The sequence below is a fragment of the Scytonema hankhaensis NUACC26 genome (assembly GCF_045865695.1).
Classification (GTDB): Bacteria; Cyanobacteriota; Cyanobacteriia; order Cyanobacteriales; family Nostocaceae; genus Scytonema.
The window spans coordinates 1-22,763 of sequence record NZ_BAACAP010000113.1 but is presented as its reverse complement, the minus strand read 5'-3'; the positions used below and the strand labels follow the sequence as shown (position 1 = coordinate 22,763).

At 41.7% G+C, this 22,763-nt stretch carries 25 protein-coding genes and 2 pseudogenes; 6 read left to right on the top strand and 21 right to left on the bottom strand.

Features of this window, described 5'->3' with window-relative positions:
* Positions 1-480: pseudogene (locus ACKTT2_RS05635) on the bottom strand (NifH family ATP-binding protein); the annotation flags it as partial.
* 39 nt (positions 481-519) lie between these two features.
* On the opposite strand from ACKTT2_RS05635, the gene xisF reads away from it, so the two are divergent.
* Together xisF and ACKTT2_RS05625 are read left to right on the top strand one after the other, a co-directional pair.
* Positions 520-1,887 (top strand): fdxN element excision recombinase XisF, encoded by a 1,368-nt coding sequence (gene xisF / locus ACKTT2_RS05630; protein WP_407884849.1) that lies wholly within the window; start codon positions 520-522, stop codon positions 1,885-1,887.
* 56 nt (positions 1,888-1,943) lie between these two features.
* On the top strand, positions 1,944-2,066 hold the full coding sequence (locus tag ACKTT2_RS05625) for a hypothetical protein (RefSeq protein ID WP_407884847.1): 123 nt from the start codon (positions 1,944-1,946) through the stop codon (positions 2,064-2,066).
* 60 nt (positions 2,067-2,126) lie between these two features.
* Here ACKTT2_RS05625 and ACKTT2_RS05620 read toward each other — a convergent pair whose 3' ends face one another.
* A complete protein-coding gene (locus ACKTT2_RS05620; RefSeq protein WP_407884845.1) occupies positions 2,127-2,294 on the bottom strand; it encodes a DUF4158 domain-containing protein in 168 nt (55 codons plus the stop codon).
* A gap of 778 nt (positions 2,295-3,072) precedes the next feature.
* Between ACKTT2_RS05620 and ACKTT2_RS05615 the strand changes: the two genes are divergently transcribed.
* Positions 3,073-3,951: a nucleoside hydrolase gene (locus ACKTT2_RS05615; RefSeq protein ID WP_407884843.1), complete on the top strand. Its 879-nt coding sequence runs from the start codon at positions 3,073-3,075 to the stop codon at positions 3,949-3,951.
* Positions 3,952-4,208: 257 nt separating this feature from the next.
* On the opposite strand, the gene ACKTT2_RS05610 is transcribed toward ACKTT2_RS05615, so the two are convergent.
* From ACKTT2_RS05610 to ACKTT2_RS05560, 11 genes and pseudogenes are all read right to left on the bottom strand, one after another.
* On the bottom strand, positions 4,209-5,171 hold the full coding sequence (locus ACKTT2_RS05610; RefSeq protein ID WP_407884854.1) for a DUF4351 domain-containing protein: 963 nt from the start codon (positions 5,169-5,171) through the stop codon (positions 4,209-4,211).
* A 276-nt stretch (positions 5,172-5,447) separates the two neighbouring features.
* Entirely contained in the window at positions 5,448-5,870 is a 423-nt protein-coding gene (locus tag ACKTT2_RS05605; RefSeq protein WP_407884840.1) for a pentapeptide repeat-containing protein, read from the bottom strand.
* Positions 5,871-6,125: 255 nt separating this feature from the next.
* Positions 6,126-6,269, bottom strand: a pseudogene (locus tag ACKTT2_RS05600) (ArsA-related P-loop ATPase); the annotation flags it as partial.
* A 326-nt stretch (positions 6,270-6,595) separates the two neighbouring features.
* Complete coding sequence (locus ACKTT2_RS05595) at positions 6,596-6,952, bottom strand: group I truncated hemoglobin (RefSeq protein WP_407884838.1); 357 nt, start codon at positions 6,950-6,952, stop codon at positions 6,596-6,598.
* Between the two features lie 158 nt (positions 6,953-7,110).
* Positions 7,111-8,013, bottom strand: coding sequence for a Fe-S cluster assembly protein NifU (nifU, locus tag ACKTT2_RS05590; protein ID WP_407884836.1), 903 nt, complete (start codon positions 8,011-8,013; stop codon positions 7,111-7,113).
* A gap of 101 nt (positions 8,014-8,114) precedes the next feature.
* Positions 8,115-9,323 carry a cysteine desulfurase NifS gene (gene nifS, locus ACKTT2_RS05585; protein WP_407884852.1) on the bottom strand — a complete coding sequence of 403 codons (1,209 nt, stop codon included), beginning with the start codon at positions 9,321-9,323 and terminating at the stop codon, positions 8,115-8,117.
* 91 nt (positions 9,324-9,414) lie between these two features.
* Positions 9,415-9,750, bottom strand: coding sequence for a DUF362 domain-containing protein (locus tag ACKTT2_RS05580; RefSeq protein WP_407884834.1), 336 nt, complete (start codon positions 9,748-9,750; stop codon positions 9,415-9,417).
* 108 nt (positions 9,751-9,858) lie between these two features.
* A complete protein-coding gene (nifB, locus tag ACKTT2_RS05575; protein WP_407884832.1) occupies positions 9,859-11,319 on the bottom strand; it encodes a nitrogenase cofactor biosynthesis protein NifB in 1,461 nt (486 codons plus the stop codon).
* A gap of 1,117 nt (positions 11,320-12,436) precedes the next feature.
* Positions 12,437-12,754 (bottom strand): Txe/YoeB family addiction module toxin, encoded by a 318-nt coding sequence (locus ACKTT2_RS05570; RefSeq protein WP_407884830.1) that lies wholly within the window; start codon positions 12,752-12,754, stop codon positions 12,437-12,439.
* Complete coding sequence (locus tag ACKTT2_RS05565; RefSeq protein WP_407884828.1) at positions 12,726-13,031, bottom strand: type II toxin-antitoxin system Phd/YefM family antitoxin; 306 nt, start codon at positions 13,029-13,031, stop codon at positions 12,726-12,728. Before ACKTT2_RS05565 ends, ACKTT2_RS05570 begins: the two co-directional genes overlap by 29 nt.
* 639 nt (positions 13,032-13,670) lie before the next feature.
* Entirely contained in the window at positions 13,671-13,997 is a 327-nt protein-coding gene (locus tag ACKTT2_RS05560) for a hypothetical protein (RefSeq protein WP_407884826.1), read from the bottom strand.
* Positions 13,998-14,111: 114 nt separating this feature from the next.
* Here ACKTT2_RS05560 and ACKTT2_RS05555 point away from each other — a divergent pair, with 114 nt between their 5' ends.
* Positions 14,112-14,435 carry a XisI protein gene (locus ACKTT2_RS05555; RefSeq protein ID WP_407884824.1) on the top strand — a complete coding sequence of 108 codons (324 nt, stop codon included), beginning with the start codon at positions 14,112-14,114 and terminating at the stop codon, positions 14,433-14,435.
* A gap of 92 nt (positions 14,436-14,527) precedes the next feature.
* Here ACKTT2_RS05555 and ACKTT2_RS05550 read toward each other — a convergent pair whose 3' ends face one another.
* From ACKTT2_RS05550 to ACKTT2_RS05540, 3 genes are all read right to left on the bottom strand, one after another.
* Positions 14,528-14,698 (bottom strand): Uma2 family endonuclease, encoded by a 171-nt coding sequence (locus ACKTT2_RS05550; protein WP_407884822.1) that lies wholly within the window; start codon positions 14,696-14,698, stop codon positions 14,528-14,530.
* 516 nt (positions 14,699-15,214) lie between these two features.
* Positions 15,215-16,297 carry a T6SS phospholipase effector Tle1-like catalytic domain-containing protein gene (locus tag ACKTT2_RS05545; RefSeq protein WP_407884820.1) on the bottom strand — a complete coding sequence of 361 codons (1,083 nt, stop codon included), beginning with the start codon at positions 16,295-16,297 and terminating at the stop codon, positions 15,215-15,217.
* Positions 16,298-16,402: 105 nt separating this feature from the next.
* A complete protein-coding gene (locus tag ACKTT2_RS05540) occupies positions 16,403-17,791 on the bottom strand; it encodes a mercuric reductase (RefSeq protein WP_407884818.1) in 1,389 nt (462 codons plus the stop codon).
* A 633-nt stretch (positions 17,792-18,424) separates the two neighbouring features.
* Between ACKTT2_RS05540 and ACKTT2_RS05535 the strand changes: the two genes are divergently transcribed.
* Positions 18,425-19,216, top strand: coding sequence for a PrsW family intramembrane metalloprotease (locus ACKTT2_RS05535; RefSeq protein ID WP_407884816.1), 792 nt, complete (start codon positions 18,425-18,427; stop codon positions 19,214-19,216).
* A 248-nt stretch (positions 19,217-19,464) separates the two neighbouring features.
* Here the strand turns inward: ACKTT2_RS05535 and ACKTT2_RS05530 are convergent, their stop codons facing one another.
* The 5 genes from ACKTT2_RS05530 to ACKTT2_RS05510 form a co-directional block, all read right to left on the bottom strand.
* The gene (locus ACKTT2_RS05530; protein WP_407884814.1) at positions 19,465-19,743 is read right to left on the bottom strand and encodes a hypothetical protein; all 279 of its coding nucleotides are present in this window, start codon (positions 19,741-19,743) and stop codon (positions 19,465-19,467) included.
* A 47-nt stretch (positions 19,744-19,790) separates the two neighbouring features.
* Positions 19,791-20,426 carry a hypothetical protein gene (locus ACKTT2_RS05525; protein ID WP_407884812.1) on the bottom strand — a complete coding sequence of 212 codons (636 nt, stop codon included), beginning with the start codon at positions 20,424-20,426 and terminating at the stop codon, positions 19,791-19,793.
* A 158-nt stretch (positions 20,427-20,584) separates the two neighbouring features.
* The gene (locus ACKTT2_RS05520) at positions 20,585-20,968 is read right to left on the bottom strand and encodes a DUF1634 domain-containing protein (protein ID WP_407884810.1); all 384 of its coding nucleotides are present in this window, start codon (positions 20,966-20,968) and stop codon (positions 20,585-20,587) included.
* 1 nt (position 20,969) lies between these two features.
* Positions 20,970-21,806, bottom strand: a complete 837-nt coding sequence (locus tag ACKTT2_RS05515) for a sulfite exporter TauE/SafE family protein (protein WP_407884808.1) — start codon at positions 21,804-21,806, stop codon at positions 20,970-20,972.
* A gap of 108 nt (positions 21,807-21,914) precedes the next feature.
* Positions 21,915-22,292 (bottom strand): hypothetical protein, encoded by a 378-nt coding sequence (locus ACKTT2_RS05510; RefSeq protein ID WP_407884806.1) that lies wholly within the window; start codon positions 22,290-22,292, stop codon positions 21,915-21,917.
* A gap of 40 nt (positions 22,293-22,332) precedes the next feature.
* Between ACKTT2_RS05510 and ACKTT2_RS05505 the strand changes: the two genes are divergently transcribed.
* On the top strand, positions 22,333-22,491 hold the full coding sequence (locus ACKTT2_RS05505; protein ID WP_407884804.1) for a hypothetical protein: 159 nt from the start codon (positions 22,333-22,335) through the stop codon (positions 22,489-22,491).
* Positions 22,492-22,763: the final 272 nt, after the last annotated feature.

The window sequence follows — 22,763 nt, the reverse complement described above, 5'->3', positions numbered from 1 at the left end:
GTTCAAGCGTTCAGCCAAGGTTTCGATGAGTTCGATTTCCCGGTCAACTTTACGGCTGTTACAAATCAGACCACCCAAGCGTACACCACCAGAGTGAGCGTACTTGAGAATACCACGAGCGATGTTGTTAGCAGCGTACATCGCCATCATTTCACCAGAAGTAACGATGTAGATTTCTTGTGCTTTACCTTCACGAATTGGCATTGCGAAACCACCACAAACAACGTCACCCAATACGTCGTAGGAGACGAAATCTAGATTTTGGTAAGCACCGTTTTCTTCCAAGAAGTTGATGGCGGTGATAATACCACGTCCAGCACAACCTACTCCAGGCTCAGGACCACCAGATTCTACGCAACGAACACCACGGAAGCCAGTGAGCATTACTTCTTCGATTTCTAAATCTTCTACTGCGCCGCGCTCAGCAGCAAGGTGTAATACGGTGGTTTGAGCTTTGCTGTGTAGCATCAAACGGGTGGTGTATGATTAACAAAAGAGACAGTTTATTGACGATCGTTTATGCGAGTAGGTTACGTCAGAGTTAGTACGAGAGAACAGGATGAGGGAAATGCTTTGGAACAACAGACAGCCCGGATCGAGAAGGCGGGTGCTGTTTTGATATTCTCAGATATTGAGAGTGGGCGATCGGATAAGCGTAAGGAATTTAACAAAATGCTTGCTATGTGCAAGCAAGGAAAAATAAGTGAGGTTGTTATCACTCGCATTGACAGATTAGCACGAAGCGTCATTACTATTCATCGAACGCTTGTAAGTCTTGAAGAGTTTGGAGTTAAACTAGTTGTCTTGGACGCTCCAGTTGACCCATCATCACCTTTTGGGTGGTTTAGTGTCAATCAAATGGCAGGTTTGGCAGAATTTGAATCGAGGTTACTTTCGGAGCGAATTAGGCACGGATTGAATTATTTCCGCGAACAAAAGAAAGCAGCTCCACGTCCCCCTTTTGGGTATAAGCGGGTTGAAGAGAAATATGCACCAGACATGACACTGCACATATCTGGTAAGACTAACTGGGCGATCGCATCTGAAATCATTGATTATTTCTTATCTGGCAACGCCACATTAAGAAGTACTGCAGTCTATATACTTAACACTTACGGAATTTCATGGACAGCAGCAGGATTGAGGTATTGGTTAACTAGCCCAGTACTAAGAGGGCATACTGCTTACAATATGCGAGGTAATCTCAACAACCCCGAAAAGTGGGAGGTATATCAAGACACCCACGAGCCGCTACTTTCTCAGGACAAATTTAAATATATACAGAAAAAATTAGAAGATAACCGACATAAGTACAGTTACGGTAACAACAAAAATAGCACTAAAGAGGCATTACCCTTATTAGGACAAATCATTTGTGGTGACTGTGGTTATCAATGTTTTTGTAAAAAAACAAAGTGGTCAACCTATCGAGTCAGATGCAAAAAACACGAAAATTTAGGAGATACTTTTTGTAAGAACAAAATTAGTACGTACTTGCCAGATATTATTTCAACCGTAGATTCTGCTTTAGCTGCTCGGTATGAAGAAGTGAAAAACTACACGGTTGAGAGTATTGAAGTTGCGGCAGATAGCCCAGAACTAACTGCCAGATACGAACAATTAAAAATGCTGCGGCAGATGCCCCAAAATCCCATTATTCAATCAGCTATTGACCAAACACTGCTGGAGATTCAAACAATTAAACACAGGGAAGTAGTTAATATCCAAATCAATGTCGCTTTGGTACGTACTTTATCCACTTGTTTTAGCAGCAGGAAATATTGGGAAGGTTTGACTAGCAAGGATAAGAGAGTAATTTACCAAGAATTGGTCGAAAATGTCACTGTTTTAAATGGGAAAGTACTAGGGGTGAAACTACTAGTATAAGTCCTTCCGATTTCATCCTGGAGAATTCCTTCTCAAAATCTTCTTCGCTCAAAGCCATGAGACGTTTAATCTCTGGCATTTCCAGATCGCTGATTTTGGAGAATCTCAAGGCGGTGCGGAGTAGTATCTGTGCTGCTGTTTCTTTCATGGGTAAGAGTGAAGCGCTAATTTTAAGTTAATCGAAGGCGCAGAAACTTCTGTTAGTGGCAAGCATTTGAGGTCAAATACGCTCTTAGAATCTAATCTGGACTACTGCAAGGAATGCGATGCCTATGCCCACGCAGTTGTAGCGCAAAACCAAGGCGGTTGCGATCGCCTCGTTGCTTACGCAATACTGCTTGGTCAAGCGTAAAAATACGAAAATACGTAGGTTGGGTTGAGGAACGAAACCCAACCTTTACAGGCATTTGTTGAGTTTCTCCAGGGCAAGCTCAACCCACAAAAATTCTTATCCGAGTAGTATTGGTTGCTTACAGACTTGACTCAAGTCAAAATCACTTAATGTAAAGAAGGTGATTAAGTCAGTCGGTGAAACGACTGTTGGAAAATGACTGAGGCGTGAGCGCTCTGCTGTAGATTGATGCTCATTTCTATTCAAACTAATCACGAACTCTTTATTCATACTTGGGATAACTTTATTCTGAGTTGGAAACTCTATATTGGTATTTTAGAGATTCAAAATACTCATAGTACACCGGCTGTCTTGAAAGGTAACCAGAAGAAGTTCATTCTCTTATTGTCACTATCCGCAAAGGTCTTGATTTATTTCGTGCTGCGTTACATTCGGAGCAAGAGACTGAATAGATGAAGTATCGCAACTGACTCATAAATCTTGAGTAGAACTTGGAGCAGTTGAGGTAGGGGAAATAAATAAAGGGCGATGACAGTCAAAAGAGTGATTAAAGCCAACGTGAGTTTAAGTAGGTGGGTACTAAAAAACACAAGTAGATTAAGAAATGTAAATTGCTTAAAAGCTTGTTTTTAAAGCGTTTATGGTGCTTTACATAAGTTTACATAGTTCGGTTTAATTGTGCCTACCTACTTATGAGCATGGTTTTCGAGCCAAATTCGGAAAAACCATTCCACATATTCGATGCTGAAGGGAACATAATCAAAACGATTCAGCCAGAGTTGGGAGAAAATTCACGTAGGACTTTAATCAAACTCTTAAATGAATAATTCGTTATGACTATTGATGTAATCTTTGATATGGAAACCCGAGATCCAGATGATATGTTTGCTTTGTGCTTTCTTGGTTCTCATCCAAATGTAGCCTTAAAAGCAGTCACAATCAATCCAGGAACAAGAGCACAAGTAGGAGTGATTCGTCACATTCTGCATCTTCTTAACAAGCATGATGTTCCAGTCGGTGCGCGTAATCCAGATTCTATTAAAAATGTAGTTTCCGAGTTTCATTACGAGTTTCTTGGAATTATTCCACCCAAGGAACCAGATGAATTTGCCCACCATCTTATAGCTACTACTATTAATTTATATCCAGATGTAGTGATACTCACTGGCGCGCCATTACACAATTTAAGGCTCTTACTGAATAATTATCCTTTGATAACAATAAAACGCTGGGTAGGACAAGGTGGATTTGCAGGAGATAGCGTTGTACCACCTCAATTGCGTCTACCTAAATTTGACGGACTCGAAACTTGTCTAACATTTAACTTTAATGGCGACCCAAAAGCAGCGTTAGCTTTGCTCTCTTCGTCACAAGTCATGACTAGAGATATTGTCTCAAAAAATGTCTGTCACGGAGTTATTTATCATCAAGAATTTCATGAGTGTATGAAACCATTTCGGAATAACTCTGTCGGTCTCAATCTCATCTATAATGGTATGGAATTATACCTAAAACTTCGACCTGAAGGTAAGATGTTTCACGACCCTTTAGCTGCCTGTATTACTGTCAATCGGAATCTAGCACAATTTCAAGAAGTAGAGATATACCACAAGGGTGGAGAATGGGGAGCGCATCGAGCTAAGAACACTAATACATTTATTACTGTCACTATCGACCACAACCAGTTTTTTCAGACATTGATACAGTCATAATGTTGCATTGAAACCATCACTTGAGTAAGCAGGAAGCAAATTGGACAAATTTAGGGAAATAAATGACATCAAACAAAGTGATTAGCTCTCAAAGCGAGTGCTAATCGCTTCTCATTCAAATTTTTGCCCCAGTTTTCACATCCAACAGAAGACACTACAGGAATTTTCCGCCGGAATTTCCTCTTCTACAAAATAGATGTAGGAGTGAAAAAGAATGTAGAGACACGCTGTTTGAAGCGTCTTTAACTTGAATTTTCTTACGCCTGTGATAACCAGTTAATGAAATCAGTAACCGAGGTGAAATCAAGTAATGCATCACTTAATTGTTCCAACTTTTCAACAGGTAAAGAACGTACCCGCTCGAGGAATGTGTCATTAATATTACCAAAACGACGATTTAGTTGTCGTGTTATAAGTAATACAGCTTCTTGCTGCTTACCGAGCTCTATACCACTACGCTCAAAAGAGGTAACATATTTCATACTTTGTCCAGCCTCCATTTGTTGTACTTCAAGTTTAAACTGTTCTTCTAAATCTGGTGGTAGAGTCAACATCCAATCGATGAATGCTAGTAAATTTAAAACATCCTGTTGTTCTAACCCCTGTTTGTATAATCTTCGTACCAAAGCTAGTTTTTGCACTTTACGCTCGTTGCGATCTCTCTGAGTATTGAGTGCTGTCAGATGTGCTATGACTATCGTTGCAAATGGGTTAACCTCGTTCTCAAGTTCAGATAAACGCTGTTGGTAATCTACTAACTTAACAATTGGAAATTGAAAATTCAATGAGCATCCAAATAAACTATAACGAAATTGTGAAGGTCGCCAATTTGGTTTTTCATCACCCAGAATAGCAAGCGATGCTACTGGTTTTTTATATGTATCGTATATGCGATAATTATAAGTAAACATTCGAGATGGGAAGTCTGATTCTTCTTGAGCCTGAACTTCCAGGTGAATTAATACCCATTTTTCCTGTCCATTCTTGAGATATAATTTTACCAATTTATCAGCAAAACGCCTTCCAATTTCTGCATCTTTAACAGCTTCTTGTAATTCTTTATCTAAAAATTCTATCCCCTTTTCCCAATTAATTTCGTCATAAGCAGCCGGAAAAAAGAACTGCATAAATTCAGGAAAATATATTTGTAAAATATCCTTCCAGGGAGAATCATATTCTGTTGGTGGATTTAGCTCTCTGTTATTGTTATTCTCAGTCATCATCGAAAATCTTAGAATTTCTAACTGTACTTATATTTCCGATTAAATTTTAGCCTAATTTCGCAGAACTATTAAAAATCGAAGATTTACCTGGAGTAGTGACGATCCTCTTGATGAACTTAGATCAACTAGTCTGCTCTAAGTCTTGTCACGATTTCTAACGGTGTTGATACCTTTAACCCAATAAAGGTAAACATTACTACCTTCAACTCGAATGGTACACCTGTCACGGATAACAATACATTCACTAACGTTAAAGTTACTTCTTCTCATAATTCACCCGTAGAGGTCAACTTCAACCAAACTTGCATTATCGAAGTTGGCATCAGTCAGGTCGCAATCTTCAAAGGTGGATTGCCACAAATCGGCTTGCTCCCAGATAGTATTGCTAAAGTTGCAGCGAACGAAGACGCAACTACTTTCATTGTTAATCCCAGTAAAGTTGGAACCACTGAAATCGGCTTCTTGCCAACGACAATGGTCGCCCCAAACAGTATATCGAAAATTAGCTTTCCTCAAAATAGCACCACTAAAGTCAACACCGATGGAGGAACCCTCCAAATTAATATCACTCAGGTCAATACCTCTGAACAAACCTTCACGCGAGTCATCAATAACGATATAAGTAAAATCTCGCTCCCCAGCAGCATATCTCCTCAACAATTCCTCAACGGTAATTCTTTGTCTTTTGACCTTCATTTTTCAACACCATTACTTGATAACATTATTTCTCCAGCAAGACACTTTCGACAATCAATTCTTTCAGAATTGCAAAGATATCAAGCAAGTCCCAATTCTGACTCTGATACAGCCTTTCATAAATATTTAAAATCTGAATATGAAAAAGTAAAAATTTGTCTTTATCTGTTTTTAGTGGAATGTTTTGTACTTCATTGAACTTTTTCGAGTTCGGGTTACAGTAATTCATCTTATAACCATTATGTAAAGTTAGCAGGAGTCAGCTTTGGGGTCACAACCTACAATCATAATGCGCTGACCCATTTCTGCCATAGCGGCAAGGGTATTTTGAGAAGTTGTAGACTTACCGATACCGCCTTTTCCGTAAAAAGCTATTTGTCTAATTTTTTCGTCAGACATGATGAGTTTTCTCCTGCAATTGATTGATTGGTTGGTTGTTGGGTGGGTCTGTTTTGATTGAGGGATTAGGGATTGGGGATTAGGGATTGGGAACATTATATATGTAACAGCAAAGGTATACTCCCAGTCCCTAATCGCCAGTCCCCAGTCCCCTTATGAATAGAACGTCACCGGAGGCGATCGCCCTACCACTAAAACCATTGAAAGCATCATCTATTCCTCGCTTCTTTTCTTAAGACTTAAGTACTTTACAAGCACTCCATAATGTGCATTCGCCTGAAACACCAAGTAGGGTTTGACTGAACTATCTGTCAAAAATCAAGACATTACTTGTTCAAGATAGCGCCTTGTAACTTGGAGACGCGATCGAGAGCAGCGTTTGTGTCTTCTGCTGAAACTCCACATGTAGTTAATGAATCGCGAAGATGCTTTGCAATAGCATCAAAATGTTGGGGTTGCAGATTCATACCTGTATGGGTTTTTTCCATTGGACGACCGTTGTAGACTTTAGGACCGTCAAAGATTTGAGCAAAGAAAGCAACTTGTTGAGCGTGTTGCTTAGCCATGTCAGTGTTAGCAAAGAAGTGATTGAGAGTGCTGTCAGCCATGACACGCTTGTAGAATTCAGCAACTACTTTTTCAACACCTTGTTGTCCACCGAGTTTGTCGAATAATGCGCTCATATTCTTGTCCTTTGAAGCGAGTTGGATATCGAACTGAGTTATTGCTCATTGCTAATGGCTAATTGCTAATTGTTCGTTACCATTAGCGATTGGCTACTGGCATTCGCCTTTGTGTCAAATCCTACTTGATGTTTCAGGCGAATGCATATTACGGAGTTCTACATCAATGGGTCAACCGCTTCTACTACAAGATCTTTACTAACTCGCTCGCGTAACCTAGCTTCAATAGCAATCTTTAAAGTTGCTGTACTGCTAGAACACGAACCACAAGCACCTTGAAGGAGAACCTTCACGCGATCGCCTTCGACATCATACAGTTCCACATCTCCTCCGTCGGCGATCAAAACGGGTCGAACTTCTTCATCCAGGACTTTTTGAATGAGTGCAATCTTTTGCACTGAAGTTAGTGGTTTTTGAGCAAACTCACCTGTAGTCCTTGTTTGTAGAGAATTCTTTACAGAAGCTGGGGTTTCCTTTTGAACTAATGCAATTATATCATCAATTGCTGCCAAACAAGATCCGCATCCGCCACCAGCTTTTACATAATTTGTTACCTGTTCGGCAGTCGTTAAATTATTCTCTACAATAACCCGCCGAATTTTTGTATCGCTGATACCAAAACAAGTACAAATTAGAGTTCCTTCATCATCATCGTCATGGGATGCGAGGGGTATACCTCGATAATTATAGATAGCAGCTTCTAATGCTTCTTGTCCCATAACCGAGCAATGCATTTTTGCTTCTGGCAATCCACCAAGATAACTAGCAATTTCTTTATTACTAATGTTAAGCGCTTCGTCTAAACTTTTTCCTTTAACGAGGTCAACCAGAGCTTCAGAAGAAGCAATAGCGCTAGTACAACCAAAAGTTTGATAACGAGCTTCGAGAATTTTTTCAGTTTCTTCTTCTACTTTCAGATGCAATCTCAGAGCATCTCCACAAGCAATACTGCCTACTTCACCAACAGTAATTTTAACACCAGGTTCGCCAGTTTCTTCTAAAACCCCTTGGTTTTTAGGATTGTAGAAGAGATCCATTACTTTATCCGTGTAATCCCACATAGCCGATTTTAGATTGATTGTTAATTGTTAATTGCTAATTGCTAATGGTTAATGGTTAATTGCGACTAACGACTAACGACCAACCACTAACCACGAACCAATCAGCGATGAGCCAAACTTTTTTCTTGTTCTTGCAGCCAGCTCGCATTGTCACTCTTGAAAGGAGAGAGTGTACGCAGATGTTCCACAATACCGGGCATTACTGCCAGAACTGCATCAATTTCGGCTTCTGTGGTGTAGCGGCAAAGACTAAAGCGAATCGAACCGTGCAAAATTGTATAGGGTAAACCCATAGCTCGCAAAACGTGAGAGGGTTCCAAAGAGCCAGAACTGCAAGCAGAACCAGATGAGGCACAAATACCGTATTTATTTAGAGAGAGCAGAATTGCTTCACCTTCAATAAACTTGAAGCCAAGGTTTGTGGTGTTTGGCAATCTTTGGCTGACATCACCATTAACTTCACAATCTGGAATTTGAGCGAGAAGAGTTTGTTCGAGGCGATCGCGTAACCGCTTTTCTCTGGTTGTTGCAACTTCAAGATGTAATAATTCTAGTTCAGCTGCTTTGCCTAATGCAACGACTCCAGGAACATTTTCTGTGCCTCCCCGTCTTCCGCGTTGCTGTCCGCCGCCCATAATCATGGGACGGAATCTCACTCCACGACGCACATACAAAGCACCAATACCCTTGGGCGCGTGAATCTTATGACCCGACATGGTTAACATATCAATGGTGCTAGTCTTCATATTCATGGGAATTTTGCCCACAGCTTGAACTGCATCCACATGGAACAGAGCACCGTACTCCTTCACCCGCATTCCAATTTGTTCGATTGGAAAAACTGTACCCGTCTCATTATTAGCATACATGATTGTCACGAGAGCAGTGTTCCCGGTGAGCGAAGCTTCCAGTTCATTTAAATCCAACTGTCCCTGACGATCGACTGACAAATAAGTAACCGAATAACCTTGAGATTCTAGTTGCTTGCAAACATTCAGGACTGCAGGGTGCTCTACTTGCGTTGTAATAATGTGACGCTTATCAGGTTGTGCCAACAATGCAGCACGGATAGCAGCATTATCACCTTCAGTACCACCACTTGTAAAGACAATCTCAGATTCATCTGCACCCAATAGAGCAGCAACTTGCTCGCGTCCTTGTTTAACGGCTTTACCAACCTGCCCACCAAAAGTGTGCATACTAGAAGGATTACCGTAATAATCAGTTAAGAAAGGCAACATCGCCTCTACGACTGCTGGATCTACTTTTGTGGTGGCATTATTATCCAGATAAATACAATCTTTTAGCATTGCTTTCAACTTTGTAAGATAAGGAATTGTTGAGGGTTTGTACGGGCGCAAGGCATTGCGCCCGTACAGTAGTTCATCGTTCAACTAACAACTAACCAGTAACATTTTTTTCTAATTGTCTAGAAAACTGTTGAGAATAGCAGTCAAACCAGTTTTCCCAATAATCTTGTTTTTTTGTTAATTTTGCGAGTAGTTTATTGTAAGTAGCAAACCAGTACTCCCAGTAATCGCTAGTTTCTTTAACGCAACCATCAGAGGTTGGACAACTTGCTACACACTGAGGGACAGTATAGGCAGTACTAACGCAATTATTGCAGAGATTGGGATCGAGCCAGTACTGACCATCAACAATCTTAATTGCATTAACAGGACAGGCAGAGATACATAGTTTGCAAGAAATGCACTTGCTGGTTATCTTGTAAGACATGACTTTTCCCCTGAATAACTAAGAGTGTTCAATTTGGGAAATGGGTACTGGATAATGGGGATTGGGGATTGGGGCAATGAGAATTCTTTAATTCCTAGCCCCCAGTCCCTAATCGCTAGTCCCCAGTCCCTCAAGGTATTGCTTGTAAAACTCTAGAGCAGCGACTTCAATGGAGTCGTAAGCTTCATGGACTTGAACGCCGATATTTTGCAGCTTTTCTTTAGGACCGTCACCAATTTTGGAAACCATGACTGCTTTGCAATCAGCGATAGATTGAATGATATTTTCCAGAGTAGCTTTCTCTCCGTAACCACCTTGGCAGTAGTGGTCAACTTTGCGATGTCCTACATAGCGCACTGTATGACCATCAACTTCGTAAACCTGGAATTCTTTTGCATGACCGAAGTGTTGGTTAACCAATCCACCACCCTTTGTTGCAACAGCAACTAGGATTTTGGGATTATTTTGCGGCAAAGAAGCGCTATCGATTGTCTCGACCTTGGCTTTCGCTGCTTTCAACTCTGACTTAAACTTTTCAATACCTGCAAGAACTTCTTGGCGCTTTTGTGGATCGTATTCAGGAGTCATCTCCATGAATTTATCCTTGGTAAATTCCAGGCTGCGGTCTTCACCTAATAGACCAACTGCATCTGCACGGCACTGACGGCAATGACGCATCATTTTCATATTACCAGCGCAATTATCTTGCACTGCTTTTAATTCTTTAGGTGTAGGACCGCGCTGACCCGTTAAGCCGAAGTGAGTGCCGTGTTCTGGTGCAGAAATTAACGGCATAATATTGTGCAGAAACGCACCTTTTTCACGAATAACTTTATTAACTTCTAATAGGTGCTCATCATTAATACCCGGAATCATCACCGAGTTCACTTTACACAAAATATCAGCTTCTTTCAGGGCTTGCAAACCTTCCATCTGCTTTTCGTGCAGAATTTTAACCCCTTCGATGCCTCTATAACGCTTGCGCTTGTAGTGAACCCAAGGATAAATTTTGGCTCCAATTTCAGGGTCTACCATGTTAATGGTGATAGTAACATGGTCTACATTTAATTGTTTGATGCGGTCAATATATTCAGGAAGCATCAAACCATTGGTTGACAGACAAAGCTTGATTTCTGGTGCTTTTTCTGCAATCAACTCAAAGGTACGGAAGGTTTTTTCTGGATTTGCAAGTGGATCTCCAGGACCTGCAATTCCTAGTACAGTCAGTTGAGGAATTTTACCTGCAATGACCAGAACTTTGTGTGCTGCTTCCTCTGGGGTGAGTAGTTCGCTCACAACACCGGGACGGCTTTCGTTCGCACAATCATATTTACGATTGCAATAGTTGCACTGAATGTTACAAGCGGGAGCAACTGCAACGTGCATTCTTGCATAGTGGTGATGAGCTTCCTCGCTATAACAAGGATGGGTTTCGATCCGTTGTTTCAGCTTTTCATCTATTTCCGGAGTTGCACTGGTGCTACCGCATCCACTACCACAACCACTGGATTTAGATTGAGTTGTCTGCTGTGTAATGAGGGGGGTAACGAGTCCTGTTGACTGTATCATTGAATTTCGCAATCTTTCATGTAAAGTCAGGAGTCAAAAGCCAAAAGCCAAAAGTAAAAAGGCAGCCTTAGTACTTTTCAGTTTTAACTTTTAACTGTATTGCCTGTGGCAGATGTTGTCACAACCTATGTGTTAAGGAATGGAAGTCGCGTATTGGACTTACGCCACAAACCTTTGTTTCTTAGCTAGTGTGTGTCAGAGCCTTGAGACTTGGGTAAATTGCGGGTCAATCCGCGACTTCGGTTCACAGGGGCATGGTGCTATCTCATCCCTCCACTCACTCTGTTGCGCTGTTGTTAGCGCATTAAGTGTTGGCGATACTTGATTTATATCAGTCGTTTTCAAGGGGGTGGTGAGTATAGCTCGGATAGAATTTATTAGATTGATTGGTTTTGTACTCAAAACTGGAAACCCAAATCAATACAGCTTTTCGGGGTTCACAAAAATTTTTTTCGGGTAGGGGTACTAGAATTTTGAGGTTGGGGTTCTAGTATTTACGGAAATAGGGACAAGTATTTCTGTACTCACCCAAAGTTTATTCCCAGCAATGGTTTCAGGGAAATATTAACTTGTTTAAAGCTCTTTTATCTTGTACTCAAAGGCTGATGCGTTCGCACTCAGCACTTTGCCAAAAGGTAGATTCAGAGCTTGGAAATCTGGAGTAACGCGAATGTGTTTACTCCAGAGATTTGCGAAATTCAATTCTGTATCTAACCTATCATTTTTTTCCCTAGAAAAATGCCGTTCATATTTTTTTAATCCTGCGTAAATTTTTGTGTCCTCTCATCAAACAGCATCTTTTTTAGAGAATTTAGATTTAGCAAAGGCTCAAACAGCTACCGGATTTTGGTTTTACCTTGCTGGTTGTGTGCTTCTATTGAGATTTTATCCTAATTAATGAGGTTTGAACCAACCAATTTTGTAAAAATGCCTAGCGAATAGAATTCGCGGCTATACAAACGAAGTCCGCCTGCGCGGACTAAGTTCTTAAAGAAAGCATCAGGTGTTCCGCTTACATTTTGCACGCGGAGGACGGGCGAGGACGCCCATCTCACAAGAGTAGTTTTTCGTTCCTGGGCTGCTTGCTGCCACAGAATGCATTCCTAGAGGCTGTGCCTCATTTGTAGTGATACCGACAAGCTAGAAAATCAATGTGGGTGTTTCCCACCCGATAGACAAGCCTATGCTCTAAATCTATTCGCCGCGACCAAATATCTGCATCCATATACTTTAATGGTTCTGGTTTACCGATACCGTCGAAGGGATCTTGCATGACTGCTGTAACCAAATCCAAGATTTTTGAAGCTTTCTCAAAATCTTGCTTAAACCACCAAGCTAAATCTTCTTTAAAGATAGAACTAAAACCAGGAGTGCGATTCACTACAATTGGCTTAATTTCATCAGTTTCAGCTTTCTTTTTCTTCTTCTTGCTCAATCCCCAACTCCTGGCAAAGTTCTGCGATAGTTTGAGGTTGAATTTTTCCTGTTTTTGACTCCTCTATTGCGTCCAATAGGCGATGTGCGTTCGCAGGCGATCGCAAAAGATATACTGTTTCAACCAAACTCACTAAATCTGACTCAGCAATCAAAGCAACATTTTCGCGATCGCGACGGTTGATGATATACACTTGATGATTCTCTACTACCAGGTCTAAGAGCTTAAAAAAGTCATTTCTGGCATCAGTTGGGGATGTGATTTTGTAGGATAGCATCCGGTTATGTACAAACTTCTGTACATATATTCTAAATTGTCAATCGTATTAGTGACAACTTTCCAAAAAAGAATCTTTCATTGGTCGAAGATTTAAAATTGGAGATGTAGCGAAACTTGCTGAGTAAAAAACACAATTTTTTACACTTCCTCTTGCCTCTGCGTTCTCTGTGCCTCTACGGTTAAAAAGTAATTTATTTAACCACGGAGGGGCTCCAGAGCACAGAGAGAAGAATAGAGGTGCGATAAGCGAAGCTTAACGGCTAAAGCCGTATCGCAGGACTGAGAATGCTATGAGCTCATCGTTAACCCTTATAGTGGTATTTTTTCGCTGACTCAAGTCGCCACCACTATGGCGATCGCAGTGTTACTTTGAAACACCACTCCCTTATAATCTCATCGTCAATCAGTCTCGTGGCATTTTTCGCTGACCCAAGTCGCCACCACTATGGCAATCGCAGTGTTACTTTGAAACACTACTCCCTTATAATCTCATCGTCAATCAGTCTCGTGGTATTTTTTCGCTGACCCAAGTCACCACCACTATGGCGATCGCGGTGTTACTTTGAAACACCACTCCCATATAATCTCATCGTCAATCAGTCTCGTGGCATTTTTTCGCTGACCCAAGTCGCCACCACTATGGCGATCGCCCTTTTACCCCCCCTGAACGGTTACGTGTTGTCTTACGTCTGTTGGCTGTTGGTTCACTCTTTTGTACCGATGTCTCTGTAGTTTGAGTCAACCCGGTCATGGCTATAATTGGGGTGCTATTCACCATAGATTTAGCCATGTAAAGGATATTTTGGCCTTCCTTGGCAGGAAACCTAATGCTATAGATAAAGTGGTCTTGCTCCCACATTACTAATGAAAAGGGAGACGGTGGGTTTTGCCTTGGTCCTTCTAATAGATATCCCTTAATATTTGCTGCTAGGGTGATGGGGGCAGCTTTTTGATGCTGCTTCAAGGCTTGCTGGGCTGTGGCTGAGATGGATATTTGTACTGATAAACTGCCCAGATAACAAGAGGGAACTGGAGTTTCACAGATTATTGTAAACTTACAAAGGGTTGAGATAACAAAATGGATAAGATAAATCAGTACCGTCAAATAGTCAAGCAAGTAGTGACCCAGTACTCACGCCTAAAACCGTCGCATGGCAATATAAGGCTAGACACTATATTTGATGAAGCCCAAGATAGATATGGTTTGATGCAAGTAGGTTGGGACAGAGGAAAACGAGTCAGGGGTAATCTAATTTATATAACGTTGTCAGGTGAAAAAGTTATTGTTGAGTATGATGGAATGGAATCAGGGATTACTCAAGATTTAATAGATAAAGGTATTCTCGAAGAAGATATTATTCTAGCTTTTGTACCCCAGCAAGATAGTCCACTTTCAGCATAAAATTATCCTGTTAAGCCCACACCTTATTTAAATTTAACTCAAATTCAGGTAACACATCTTCTCCTGAAAGCAGCGTTGGCGATAAGCTTCGCTTAACGGCTTAAGCCGTATCGCAATATCTCAACAGATTGTCCTGCACGGTATACTTCTACTTGTTGCTGTTGCGGATTAATCAGCCAGCCTAGCTGTACCCCATTGTCCATATATTCCTGCATCTTAGTTTGCAGTGTTTCTAACACATCACTACTCGATCGTAATTCCACCACAAAATCTGGTGCTATGGGCGAGAATTCGTAACGTTGCTTGAAACTGAGTCATAGTACGTCGAAGCACTCGTAGGTTACCAGTAAAACTTAAACGTAAAGGAGAAATTCCCACTATCGTAGCGCTTTGAAACATTTGGGAGAACCAGGATAACCAAAGACTCTGGCATTTTCTTGAGTGTCAGGTACATGAAAAACTTTCCCGTCTAGAGCCATAATCCTACTGAGGCGATCGCTGTGAAGCTTATTAAATGTTAGGATATTGAATTAGTGTTTTAGCGATCGCACAGTCTTACAATTGGTAAAAAAGTTATCTTACAGCCATTTTCAGGTAAATAGACCACAGCTGTAGAGGCGCAAGGCATTGCGCCCCTACCAACGGTATGGTTCATTTAGGTGAAAACTGCTGTAAGTACATATCACGAATCATAAAAGCCATATTGCATTCAGTAGAAGGAATTTACGATTAACGAAGATTGATTAACTGAAGTATTTTTGATGCAGGTCGATCGCCGTTCATTCGGCAAAAGCATTGAACCACTGCTGGTAAGGATCTAAGTTTTTGGGTCGATACAATGGCTTGTCCGTCAATTTCCAACGCCGCTTAGCGCTTAAATGGATGTTGCGATCGAAGAAGCTTCCCTCGGGAGGTACAGGAATAGTAGAAGAACAACCGGGGTTCTTTAGATCGCGATAGATGAGACCGCCTAATGAGAACATATCATCTGTTTCAGCGTTAAACGGTATTCGATAATTAGGCTGGATTCCGCCGTCTGCGATCGCTTCAGGATTTGCCACAAATTCCAGTCCTAAAGCCAGTTTACGCATAGACTCCATCGTCCATTCCAAAGCTGCATCAGCTAGCCCACTAACTTCTTGCTGTCCGCCGCCAACGCAAGTGTGAGTTCCAGGAAACCAAACCTGAGTCAGTGATGTTTTTGCATCTTTACTGGTTGTCATAGGTGTGACATTAAAAACTTTTCGCCGTTCATCGATCGCAACGGCATGTAGCGCAAACTCAATTCGTCGATTAAGTTGAGTATCGTGAAATTGATATTTAGCATTGATCCAGTTGCTCACAAATGGAATTAGCTCCGGAACGCCTAACTCGCCTACTGTATCCCAACAAGCCAACAGTTTAATCGGGATGTTTCCGCCGTATTGCTGGCGAAATGAAATTGCATTGGGATGGCTCGGTGGAATATTGCGATCGCGATAAAGATCGTATGCTTGGGGAACTTTGCGAATATGAGGGCGTTGTAACAGCCCAGAGCAATAGATCAAACCTGCTAAACTGCGAACTGTGTAAGCACCTCGGCTAAACCCAAACAGATAAACCTCATCTCCAGATTCATAGTTCAAACACAAGAAGCGATAAGCATCTTGAATATTTGTATCAATCCCCCAGCCAAATACACCACCCAAGATTTTCTCTGCTCCACCGTGTTCGGTACCGAGTCCAGATTGATAGTAAATGATTTGAGCCGTACCATCTGAGGTAATCGGTTGGATAATTTGAGCCATTTTCACAACATTTGTGGGATACGAAGCAGACAAATCTTGCCAGGTTCCGTCACAGCAAATAATCAATCGTTTCATGATGCCCTCTTATTGATAGTGACGTGACGATTCAAAAGACTGTAAGTTATGAAACTATAAATTGATGATTATTGAACTTTATACACAAAATAGCAATGGTCTTCCTTAAATCTTTGCAAACAGCATATTCAATCCTTCGGTCATTGTTGGATGAGTTAACACGCCATCACGCAGAACGGTGTAAGGCATTTGAGCGAGCATTACCATTTGTACTGTCGAAATCATTTCACCCGCAGCGTGACAGAACAATGTGCAACCCAGAATATGTCCTGTTTGAGTATCGACAATCGCCTTTAACAATCCATCAGTTTGACCTGATGTTTTCGCTCTCGGAATGGCTGAAGCATCCAATTTCGCCACGCGAATCGCATAACCTTGTTGCCGTGCTTCTGTCTCAGTTAAACCAATATGTGCCAATTCGGGATTAATGAACAAACACGAAGGAATTAGGCGAGCGTGCGTGCTGCGGTTACCACCCTCGATCGCATTGGCTTTGATAATCCGAAAATCATCAAGGGATTTATGGGTATACTGTAGTCCTCCATTGATATCTCCCAATGCCCAAATGTTTGGTACGTTTGTTTCTAAGCGCTCGTTAACTGGAATAAATCCGCGTGCATCAGTTTCCACACCCGCAGCAGCTAGATTTAAACTATCAGTTGTCGGCGCACGACCAACAGCAACGAGCAACTGTGAACCTTGAAGGCTGACCTCACGATCGCCAACCTGAATTTGAACAACGATCTCTTGACCCGATCGCTCGACTCTCAACACCTTCGCGTTCAGCAGGAATTTGATGTTGTCTCGTTCCAACAGTGTTTGAACGGCGATCGCAATATCTGAGTCCTGATTTGATAGGATTTGCTTGCTTTGACTAATTACAGTGACACGAGAGCCAAAGCGTTGGAACATCTGAGCAAACTCTAACCCAATGTAGCCACTGCCAAGCACAATTAGATGTTCGGGCAACTGTTCTAGCTCCATGATAGACTCACTGGTTAAAACCCCAGATTCTTTGAGTCCTGGTATGGATGGAATTAAGGGTTTTGTGCCTGTATTGATAAACAATCGTTCGGCGGTTAGATGCCGAGTCGTGCCTTCAGGCGTTGTGACTTCGATGGTTTTAGGTGCTACAAATCGAGCCGTGCCAACGATCAAATTATCTCCCAGAGGAGCGTGCAAGTTGTTGAAATTCATCTCGCGCATCGCTTGCACCACCGAGCGTTTGCGCTGAATCACTGCCCTTAAATCAACCGTAGGCGATGTGGTGTGAATGCCATAAGCATTGCTATTTCGCACTGTATGTGCAACCTCTGCACTCGCCACCATTGTTTTGGTCGGAATGCAAGCGACGTTGATGCAGGTGCCTCCAATCATGGTTATGCTGCGTTCCACCAGGGCAGTTTTACGTCCAGCAGCAACTAACGCAGGTGCCAGAGTTTTACCCGCTTTTCCACCCCCGATAATAATATCGTCGTAGTATTCAGTGTCCATTTTACTCTCCTTTGCTGTTACCTCATTGCTAGCCAGACTCTTGGGCATCCAACTCAAATAAAGAAAGCATTCATGCCATCAACGTCAGAAAGGAACGTTTCGATGACTGAACTCAGTATAGGCAATTGACTTTGGTTTGTCGTCCACTCAGAGTTGAAACTTTTGCTCATTAGAATGATGGATGACTCAATCAATCTCACAGGGGAAGGTTAACTCCAACTTTAGTTAAAATTTGGATTCCAACTAAAGTTATAGCCTACAAACTGATAATCCCTCGTTTAACTTTTGAGACAATTCTTGCTGTACTCGCTTAATTTTGTTCAGCTTTTCAACAACTCATCGTATCGAGACAGTAAGTTGAGAAAGTCGTGTATGAACCTAAAACGACTAGTATTTTTAGCAGGGATACATATGAAGACAGCGCAACTACGAACCAGTCACAATATCACTATTTATTAATTTTCAAATTTTAACCAGCTTAGATTAATAACTTAAGCAGCAAAATGACACCTGGACACGAATCGGGTGATTACTGCTCACTGATTAAGTTATAGGTTTTCTAGGCTATCTTGCCTGTACTCAATTCTATTTTAAGCCCATAATAATGATGTTACTCAATCATCTTATCGATATATGGGTTTTATCAGACTTAGGTGGTTTCAAATATTTATCAGTGGGTTGGTTCTGCTGTATCTTGTTGAGAAAGCAATTATTGCAACCAATAACCCCAACTTTATACCTAGTGTCATTTTACTGGGTTCCTTTCTTGTGCCTATAACTTTTATTACATATTTGTATGAAAACTTACCTAACTGGGATAACTTATTACCCCCTATGGCAATCTGTTTTCTTTGGGGTGGGGTTGTAGGTACGGTTATGGCAGGAAATTTAGAGTACGATGTTTTCAAAGCTTTAGGTTTCTTACCCATGCTTGGTGTTGGACTGATTGAAGAGAGCACAAAGCTAATTTTCCCCTTAGTCTATTACTTACAAGGGCGTTATCGCTCTTTAGCAGCAGGAATACTTTTGGGTACCGCTTCTGGAATGGGTTTTGCTGCACTTGAGACAATGGGCTATAGTTTCGTCTCTCTTTTAGAATCAAAAGGAAATTTAGCAGTTCTTGATGAAGTTTTGCTGGCTCGTGGACTGTTCTCTCCCGCCGGACACGCCGCCTGGACTGGGCTGGTGTGCGCTGTTATGTGGAGGGAGAGCGCTAAAGCTGGACATACAGTATTTAATTGGCAAGTGGTAAAGGCTTTTTTAACAGCCGTATTACTCCACGCTTTATGGGATATCTTTAACTCTACGGGACGAGATACGTCTATTGAATTTATTATTTTGGAGTTATTAAGTTTATTAGTCGCGTATACAAGTATAAGCTTGCTGAACAAACAAGTACGTAAAGCACAATTCAGTCACCAGTGATCGGTGACCAGTGTCAAGCCTTTTGTAAACGTGGACTCAATACTACAAGGGCTGAGAATTTTTGTGGGTTGGGCAAACCTTTGGAGGAACTCAATAAATGCCCGGAAATGTTGGGTTTCGTTCCTCAACCCAACCTACATATTTTCATATTTTTCCGCAAAACCTACGCAGTATTGAACGTGGACTTTGTTTATATAGCCGCGATTACGAACATCGTCTGGCATTTTTTCCTGATTGGGATGCTTCCTTTAAGAAGCGCATTCTATCTGAGATATATCCGTCACGCTAATAAACCAGGTATTTATCCGATTTCCTTGATTAGATACAATTCCATCTCCATTTATATGAATTTTTAAATTCAAATGTTTTGTGAACGGTACTCCTTGAAAATCAGTAATTTCAACAGAAGAAAATTCAAGTTTTATTTCATTGACATTAACATTAGCATGCTCTGTATCTTGAGACGGATTTCGGGGGTCTTGTCTAAAAACGACAGTATTTCTTGTGAAAGTTAAAACAATTGACATTGAAGTATCTCCTTCGAGAATAATTCTTTACTCAGATTATAGTACCGCTACAGATTTATCTCTAGTTGGGGTTGATTATAAGGGAAGAGGCTTACTGTCAAAGTTGTTTGGTTTGTCTCAGCTAAACCAAGTAAGCTAGCTAAACGCTGGCAATTTTCGATTATCTGCTGCTTGAGATCTGTCAATTCTTCTTGAGAGTAGAGACAGCTTGAAGCAGATAATAGCTGTTCTTCAGCATGAGTTTGTGTGCTTTGGCGTTTGTACCACTCATCGATTACGGGGATAATGTAGTCAGCAACTTCAAGTTTAAGGTTGAACGTATCGAAAAAGATTTTCAAGCTGCGCTTGTCAACACCAACTTCTCGATTGAGAATCCGACCGATAGTACGAGGATCGAGTAGAGCACGTTCGCTAAGTTCTTCAAAAGTGTAACGTTGACCATAGTGGTTGTAGATAACTTCAGCTTGCAGCAGTTTCTGCCAGCCTTGCTCAGTCAGGACTACTCCGCGTCTTCGAGGTTTCCTGGTGAAAAGGTTCTGTGATTTAGGCGTTAGTTGAGCAATGGAAGTGACAGGTTGAGCAGTAACTGATGTATTGTGGTCAGAAGCATAAGGTTTGTTCGGTTGTTGATGAAGAGGAACTGGAGTTAGAATGGGAGAGCGGGAAGTTTGAAGTTGATACATGAATTTCACCTCAAATTCTAAGGAAGTTTAGTCAAGATAGCGTTTTGGTTATGGTTTTCTCGATTATTTAGAGAACAGTTTTAAAGTCAGGAAATTAAAGTTGTGTTGTAAAAACTGTTTAAGGACAAGCGATGGACTTGACTGCAGGTATGCCTAACTTATCCTGTTGCGAAAAGACCGTGGATGAGAACCACCAGCACAATTAATGTGACAATTATGTAGAGTCGATCGCGCTGTTGCCAAAACGCGAACACTGAAAAAGCAACTCGTGCAACAGGAGTGAGAATCAACAGCAAAATGCCGAGTTGAATGATGCCTTGCCCTCGCAGTGCTAGTGCATCGTTGAGAATTCCAGGAATTTGGCGCAAATCTGCGGGTTTTCCTCGAAAAACGCGATCTTCAGGAGTCTCATAACCGTGGTGAACCAAGTACAGGATACCTCCGACAATAACTATCGCGGCTGCTAGAGTCACTCCAAATCGTAGAAGAGTACTAATCGTGATTTCAACCTGTTGGTCTGTCCATTGGCGTGTTCTTGCCATATTAAATTCTTCCTGTGATGCCGTTATAAATCATCTGAATACCGATCCCTAGAAGAACGATGCTAAAGATAAAACGAAGCGTAGTTACTTTAGCCCGCACTAATACTTTGGCTCCGCACCACGCTCCAACCAATATGCCCAGTAGCACGGGCATACACAAGCCAGGATTGATGTAACCCCTGCTGAAATAAATGCCAGCACTAGCGGCAGCTGTCACGCCAATCATGAAATTGCTCGTGGTTGTAGAAACCTTAAACGGCAGTTGCATGACCCGATCCATTGCCAGCACTTTGAGCGCTCCAGAACCGATACCGAGCAAGCCAGAGAGTACCCCTGCTACCAGCATGACAGCAAATCCACCGGGAATATGTTGCACGTGATAGGACTGTTCACCCTCTGGCGTCGGGTAGCTGCTATCCATCTTTAAGCGTACTGCCAGGGGATCGACCGAGAGATTGACGGCTTGCGTTTGATGCGGTTGATTGCTTAAATACGTTGATGCCAACAGTACTAACCCAAAAAGAATCGCGATCGCTCTGGTGGGAGCCGATGCAGCTATTAGCGCCCCAGTCACGGCTCCAAATGTCGTAGCAACTTCTAGAAACATGCCTACCCGAATATTGCTGTACCCTTCTCGGACGTAGGCGATCGCAGCTCCAGAAGAGGTGGCAATCACAGAAACTAAAGCCGAGCCGATGGCATATCGTAGATCCACGTCAAACCCCAGAGTCAAGAGTGGCACAATCACAACTCCTCCTCCTAGCCCGGTCAAAGAACCTAACAAGCCCGCCAAAATAGAACCTATAGCAACGATCGCAGTGAATTCGAGATTGTTCATAAAATAGCGCTCATAAATTGGAGTAGACAGTGAAGAGTGTAGTTTGACTCAGTAGCTTGTGAAGATTCGGAAGTTCTCAAGACAAGATCGCTTTTGCATCAAAGCTTTTCATCCATTTGCTGTACAACTTCGACTTAGAATAGAACGACCGCTCTTGTACACCTCTAAAGTCCCCTGTCCTTGATGATCTCCCCTACCACCAATCACTTGATATTCATAGTTGCCATTCTGAAACTTATACACTCGCGCTGCTCCTGTATTGTCATTAGTTCCCTTGCCCAAACTCAAATTACCGTGAGGACTCGTAGAGCGGTAGAGAAGCTCGCCTGAATTATACTTTCTCCAAACATTAATATTGTATCCACCTCGGCACTTCAAACTGAGTATTAAGTCAGCAGTAGAGTCAGCTGAGGCTATTGAGACGAGATTGGCTGAAACACAACTCGTCAAACCAAGCAATAATGCAAATCGCTTTAGTGTTTTCATAATTTCCTCTTGTAGTTTTGACTGTTCAATTTTCTACCCAATGAATCATCAACCTTGTTTGCGTGTTTTCATTGTTATTCTCATTAAGTCGTCTATAGTTTTATGGTTCGTCAGAGCTAACTTTGTACTACTGGAGTATCCACCAGATGTTCTGCTAGAAACCAAACCTGTAGCTCATTTGTTCGCAGCACTTGACTAACCAACAAATCATTTGTACCGCTATCTTGATTGGCTGCTGTTTTGTCGATCGCCTCTCTAAACTGACAACAACGCTGCCGACGAGTAGCAAAACCAGTAAAATTCCTCGCACTTTTTTCAGTGTCGAAAACATAGCTAAGATAACCTCTGTGATAATTTGCTAAATTGCCCGAGTTAAGCGCAAGGTGAACGGCACATTAAGAACATCGCTCAATTATTTCCAAACTTCTCATCCATGATTTAGGATGGCTATATTAGTGTTTGCATAAATTC

Coding starts and splice junctions, on each gene's coding strand:
- ACKTT2_RS05510 (WP_407884806.1), bottom strand. CDS start 22,292: ATGAAAACACTAAAGCGATTTGCATTATTGCTTGGTTTGACGAGTTGT.
- ACKTT2_RS05505 (WP_407884804.1), top strand. CDS start 22,333: ATGAATCATCAACCTTGTTTGCGTGTTTTCATTGTTATTCTCATTAAG.
- ACKTT2_RS05545 (WP_407884820.1), bottom strand. CDS start 16,297: ATGAAACGATTGATTATTTGCTGTGACGGAACCTGGCAAGATTTGTCT.
- ACKTT2_RS05595 (WP_407884838.1), bottom strand. CDS start 6,952: ATGAGCGCATTATTCGACAAACTCGGTGGACAACAAGGTGTTGAAAAA.
- nifS (WP_407884852.1), bottom strand. CDS start 9,323: ATGCTAAAAGATTGTATTTATCTGGATAATAATGCCACCACAAAAGTA.
- ACKTT2_RS05565 (WP_407884828.1), bottom strand. CDS start 13,031: ATGCTATCCTACAAAATCACATCCCCAACTGATGCCAGAAATGACTTT.
- ACKTT2_RS05515 (WP_407884808.1), bottom strand. CDS start 21,806: ATGAACAATCTCGAATTCACTGCGATCGTTGCTATAGGTTCTATTTTG.
- ACKTT2_RS05580 (WP_407884834.1), bottom strand. CDS start 9,750: ATGTCTTACAAGATAACCAGCAAGTGCATTTCTTGCAAACTATGTATC.
- ACKTT2_RS05620 (WP_407884845.1), bottom strand. CDS start 2,294: ATGCCTGTAAAGGTTGGGTTTCGTTCCTCAACCCAACCTACGTATTTT.
- ACKTT2_RS05540 (WP_407884818.1), bottom strand. CDS start 17,791: ATGGACACTGAATACTACGACGATATTATTATCGGGGGTGGAAAAGCG.
- ACKTT2_RS05555 (WP_407884824.1), top strand. CDS start 14,112: ATGGATAAGATAAATCAGTACCGTCAAATAGTCAAGCAAGTAGTGACC.
- ACKTT2_RS05625 (WP_407884847.1), top strand. CDS start 1,944: ATGAGACGTTTAATCTCTGGCATTTCCAGATCGCTGATTTTGGAGAAT.
- ACKTT2_RS05525 (WP_407884812.1), bottom strand. CDS start 20,426: ATGTATCAACTTCAAACTTCCCGCTCTCCCATTCTAACTCCAGTTCCT.
- nifU (WP_407884836.1), bottom strand. CDS start 8,013: ATGTGGGATTACACGGATAAAGTAATGGATCTCTTCTACAATCCTAAA.
- ACKTT2_RS05615 (WP_407884843.1), top strand. CDS start 3,073: ATGACTATTGATGTAATCTTTGATATGGAAACCCGAGATCCAGATGAT.
- xisF (WP_407884849.1), top strand. CDS start 520: ATGCGAGTAGGTTACGTCAGAGTTAGTACGAGAGAACAGGATGAGGGA.
- ACKTT2_RS05605 (WP_407884840.1), bottom strand. CDS start 5,870: ATGAAGGTCAAAAGACAAAGAATTACCGTTGAGGAATTGTTGAGGAGA.
- ACKTT2_RS05530 (WP_407884814.1), bottom strand. CDS start 19,743: ATGTCAATTGTTTTAACTTTCACAAGAAATACTGTCGTTTTTAGACAA.
- nifB (WP_407884832.1), bottom strand. CDS start 11,319: ATGATACAGTCAACAGGACTCGTTACCCCCCTCATTACACAGCAGACA.
- ACKTT2_RS05520 (WP_407884810.1), bottom strand. CDS start 20,968: ATGGCAAGAACACGCCAATGGACAGACCAACAGGTTGAAATCACGATT.
- ACKTT2_RS05610 (WP_407884854.1), bottom strand. CDS start 5,171: ATGACTGAGAATAACAATAACAGAGAGCTAAATCCACCAACAGAATAT.
- ACKTT2_RS05535 (WP_407884816.1), top strand. CDS start 18,425: ATGGGTTTTATCAGACTTAGGTGGTTTCAAATATTTATCAGTGGGTTG.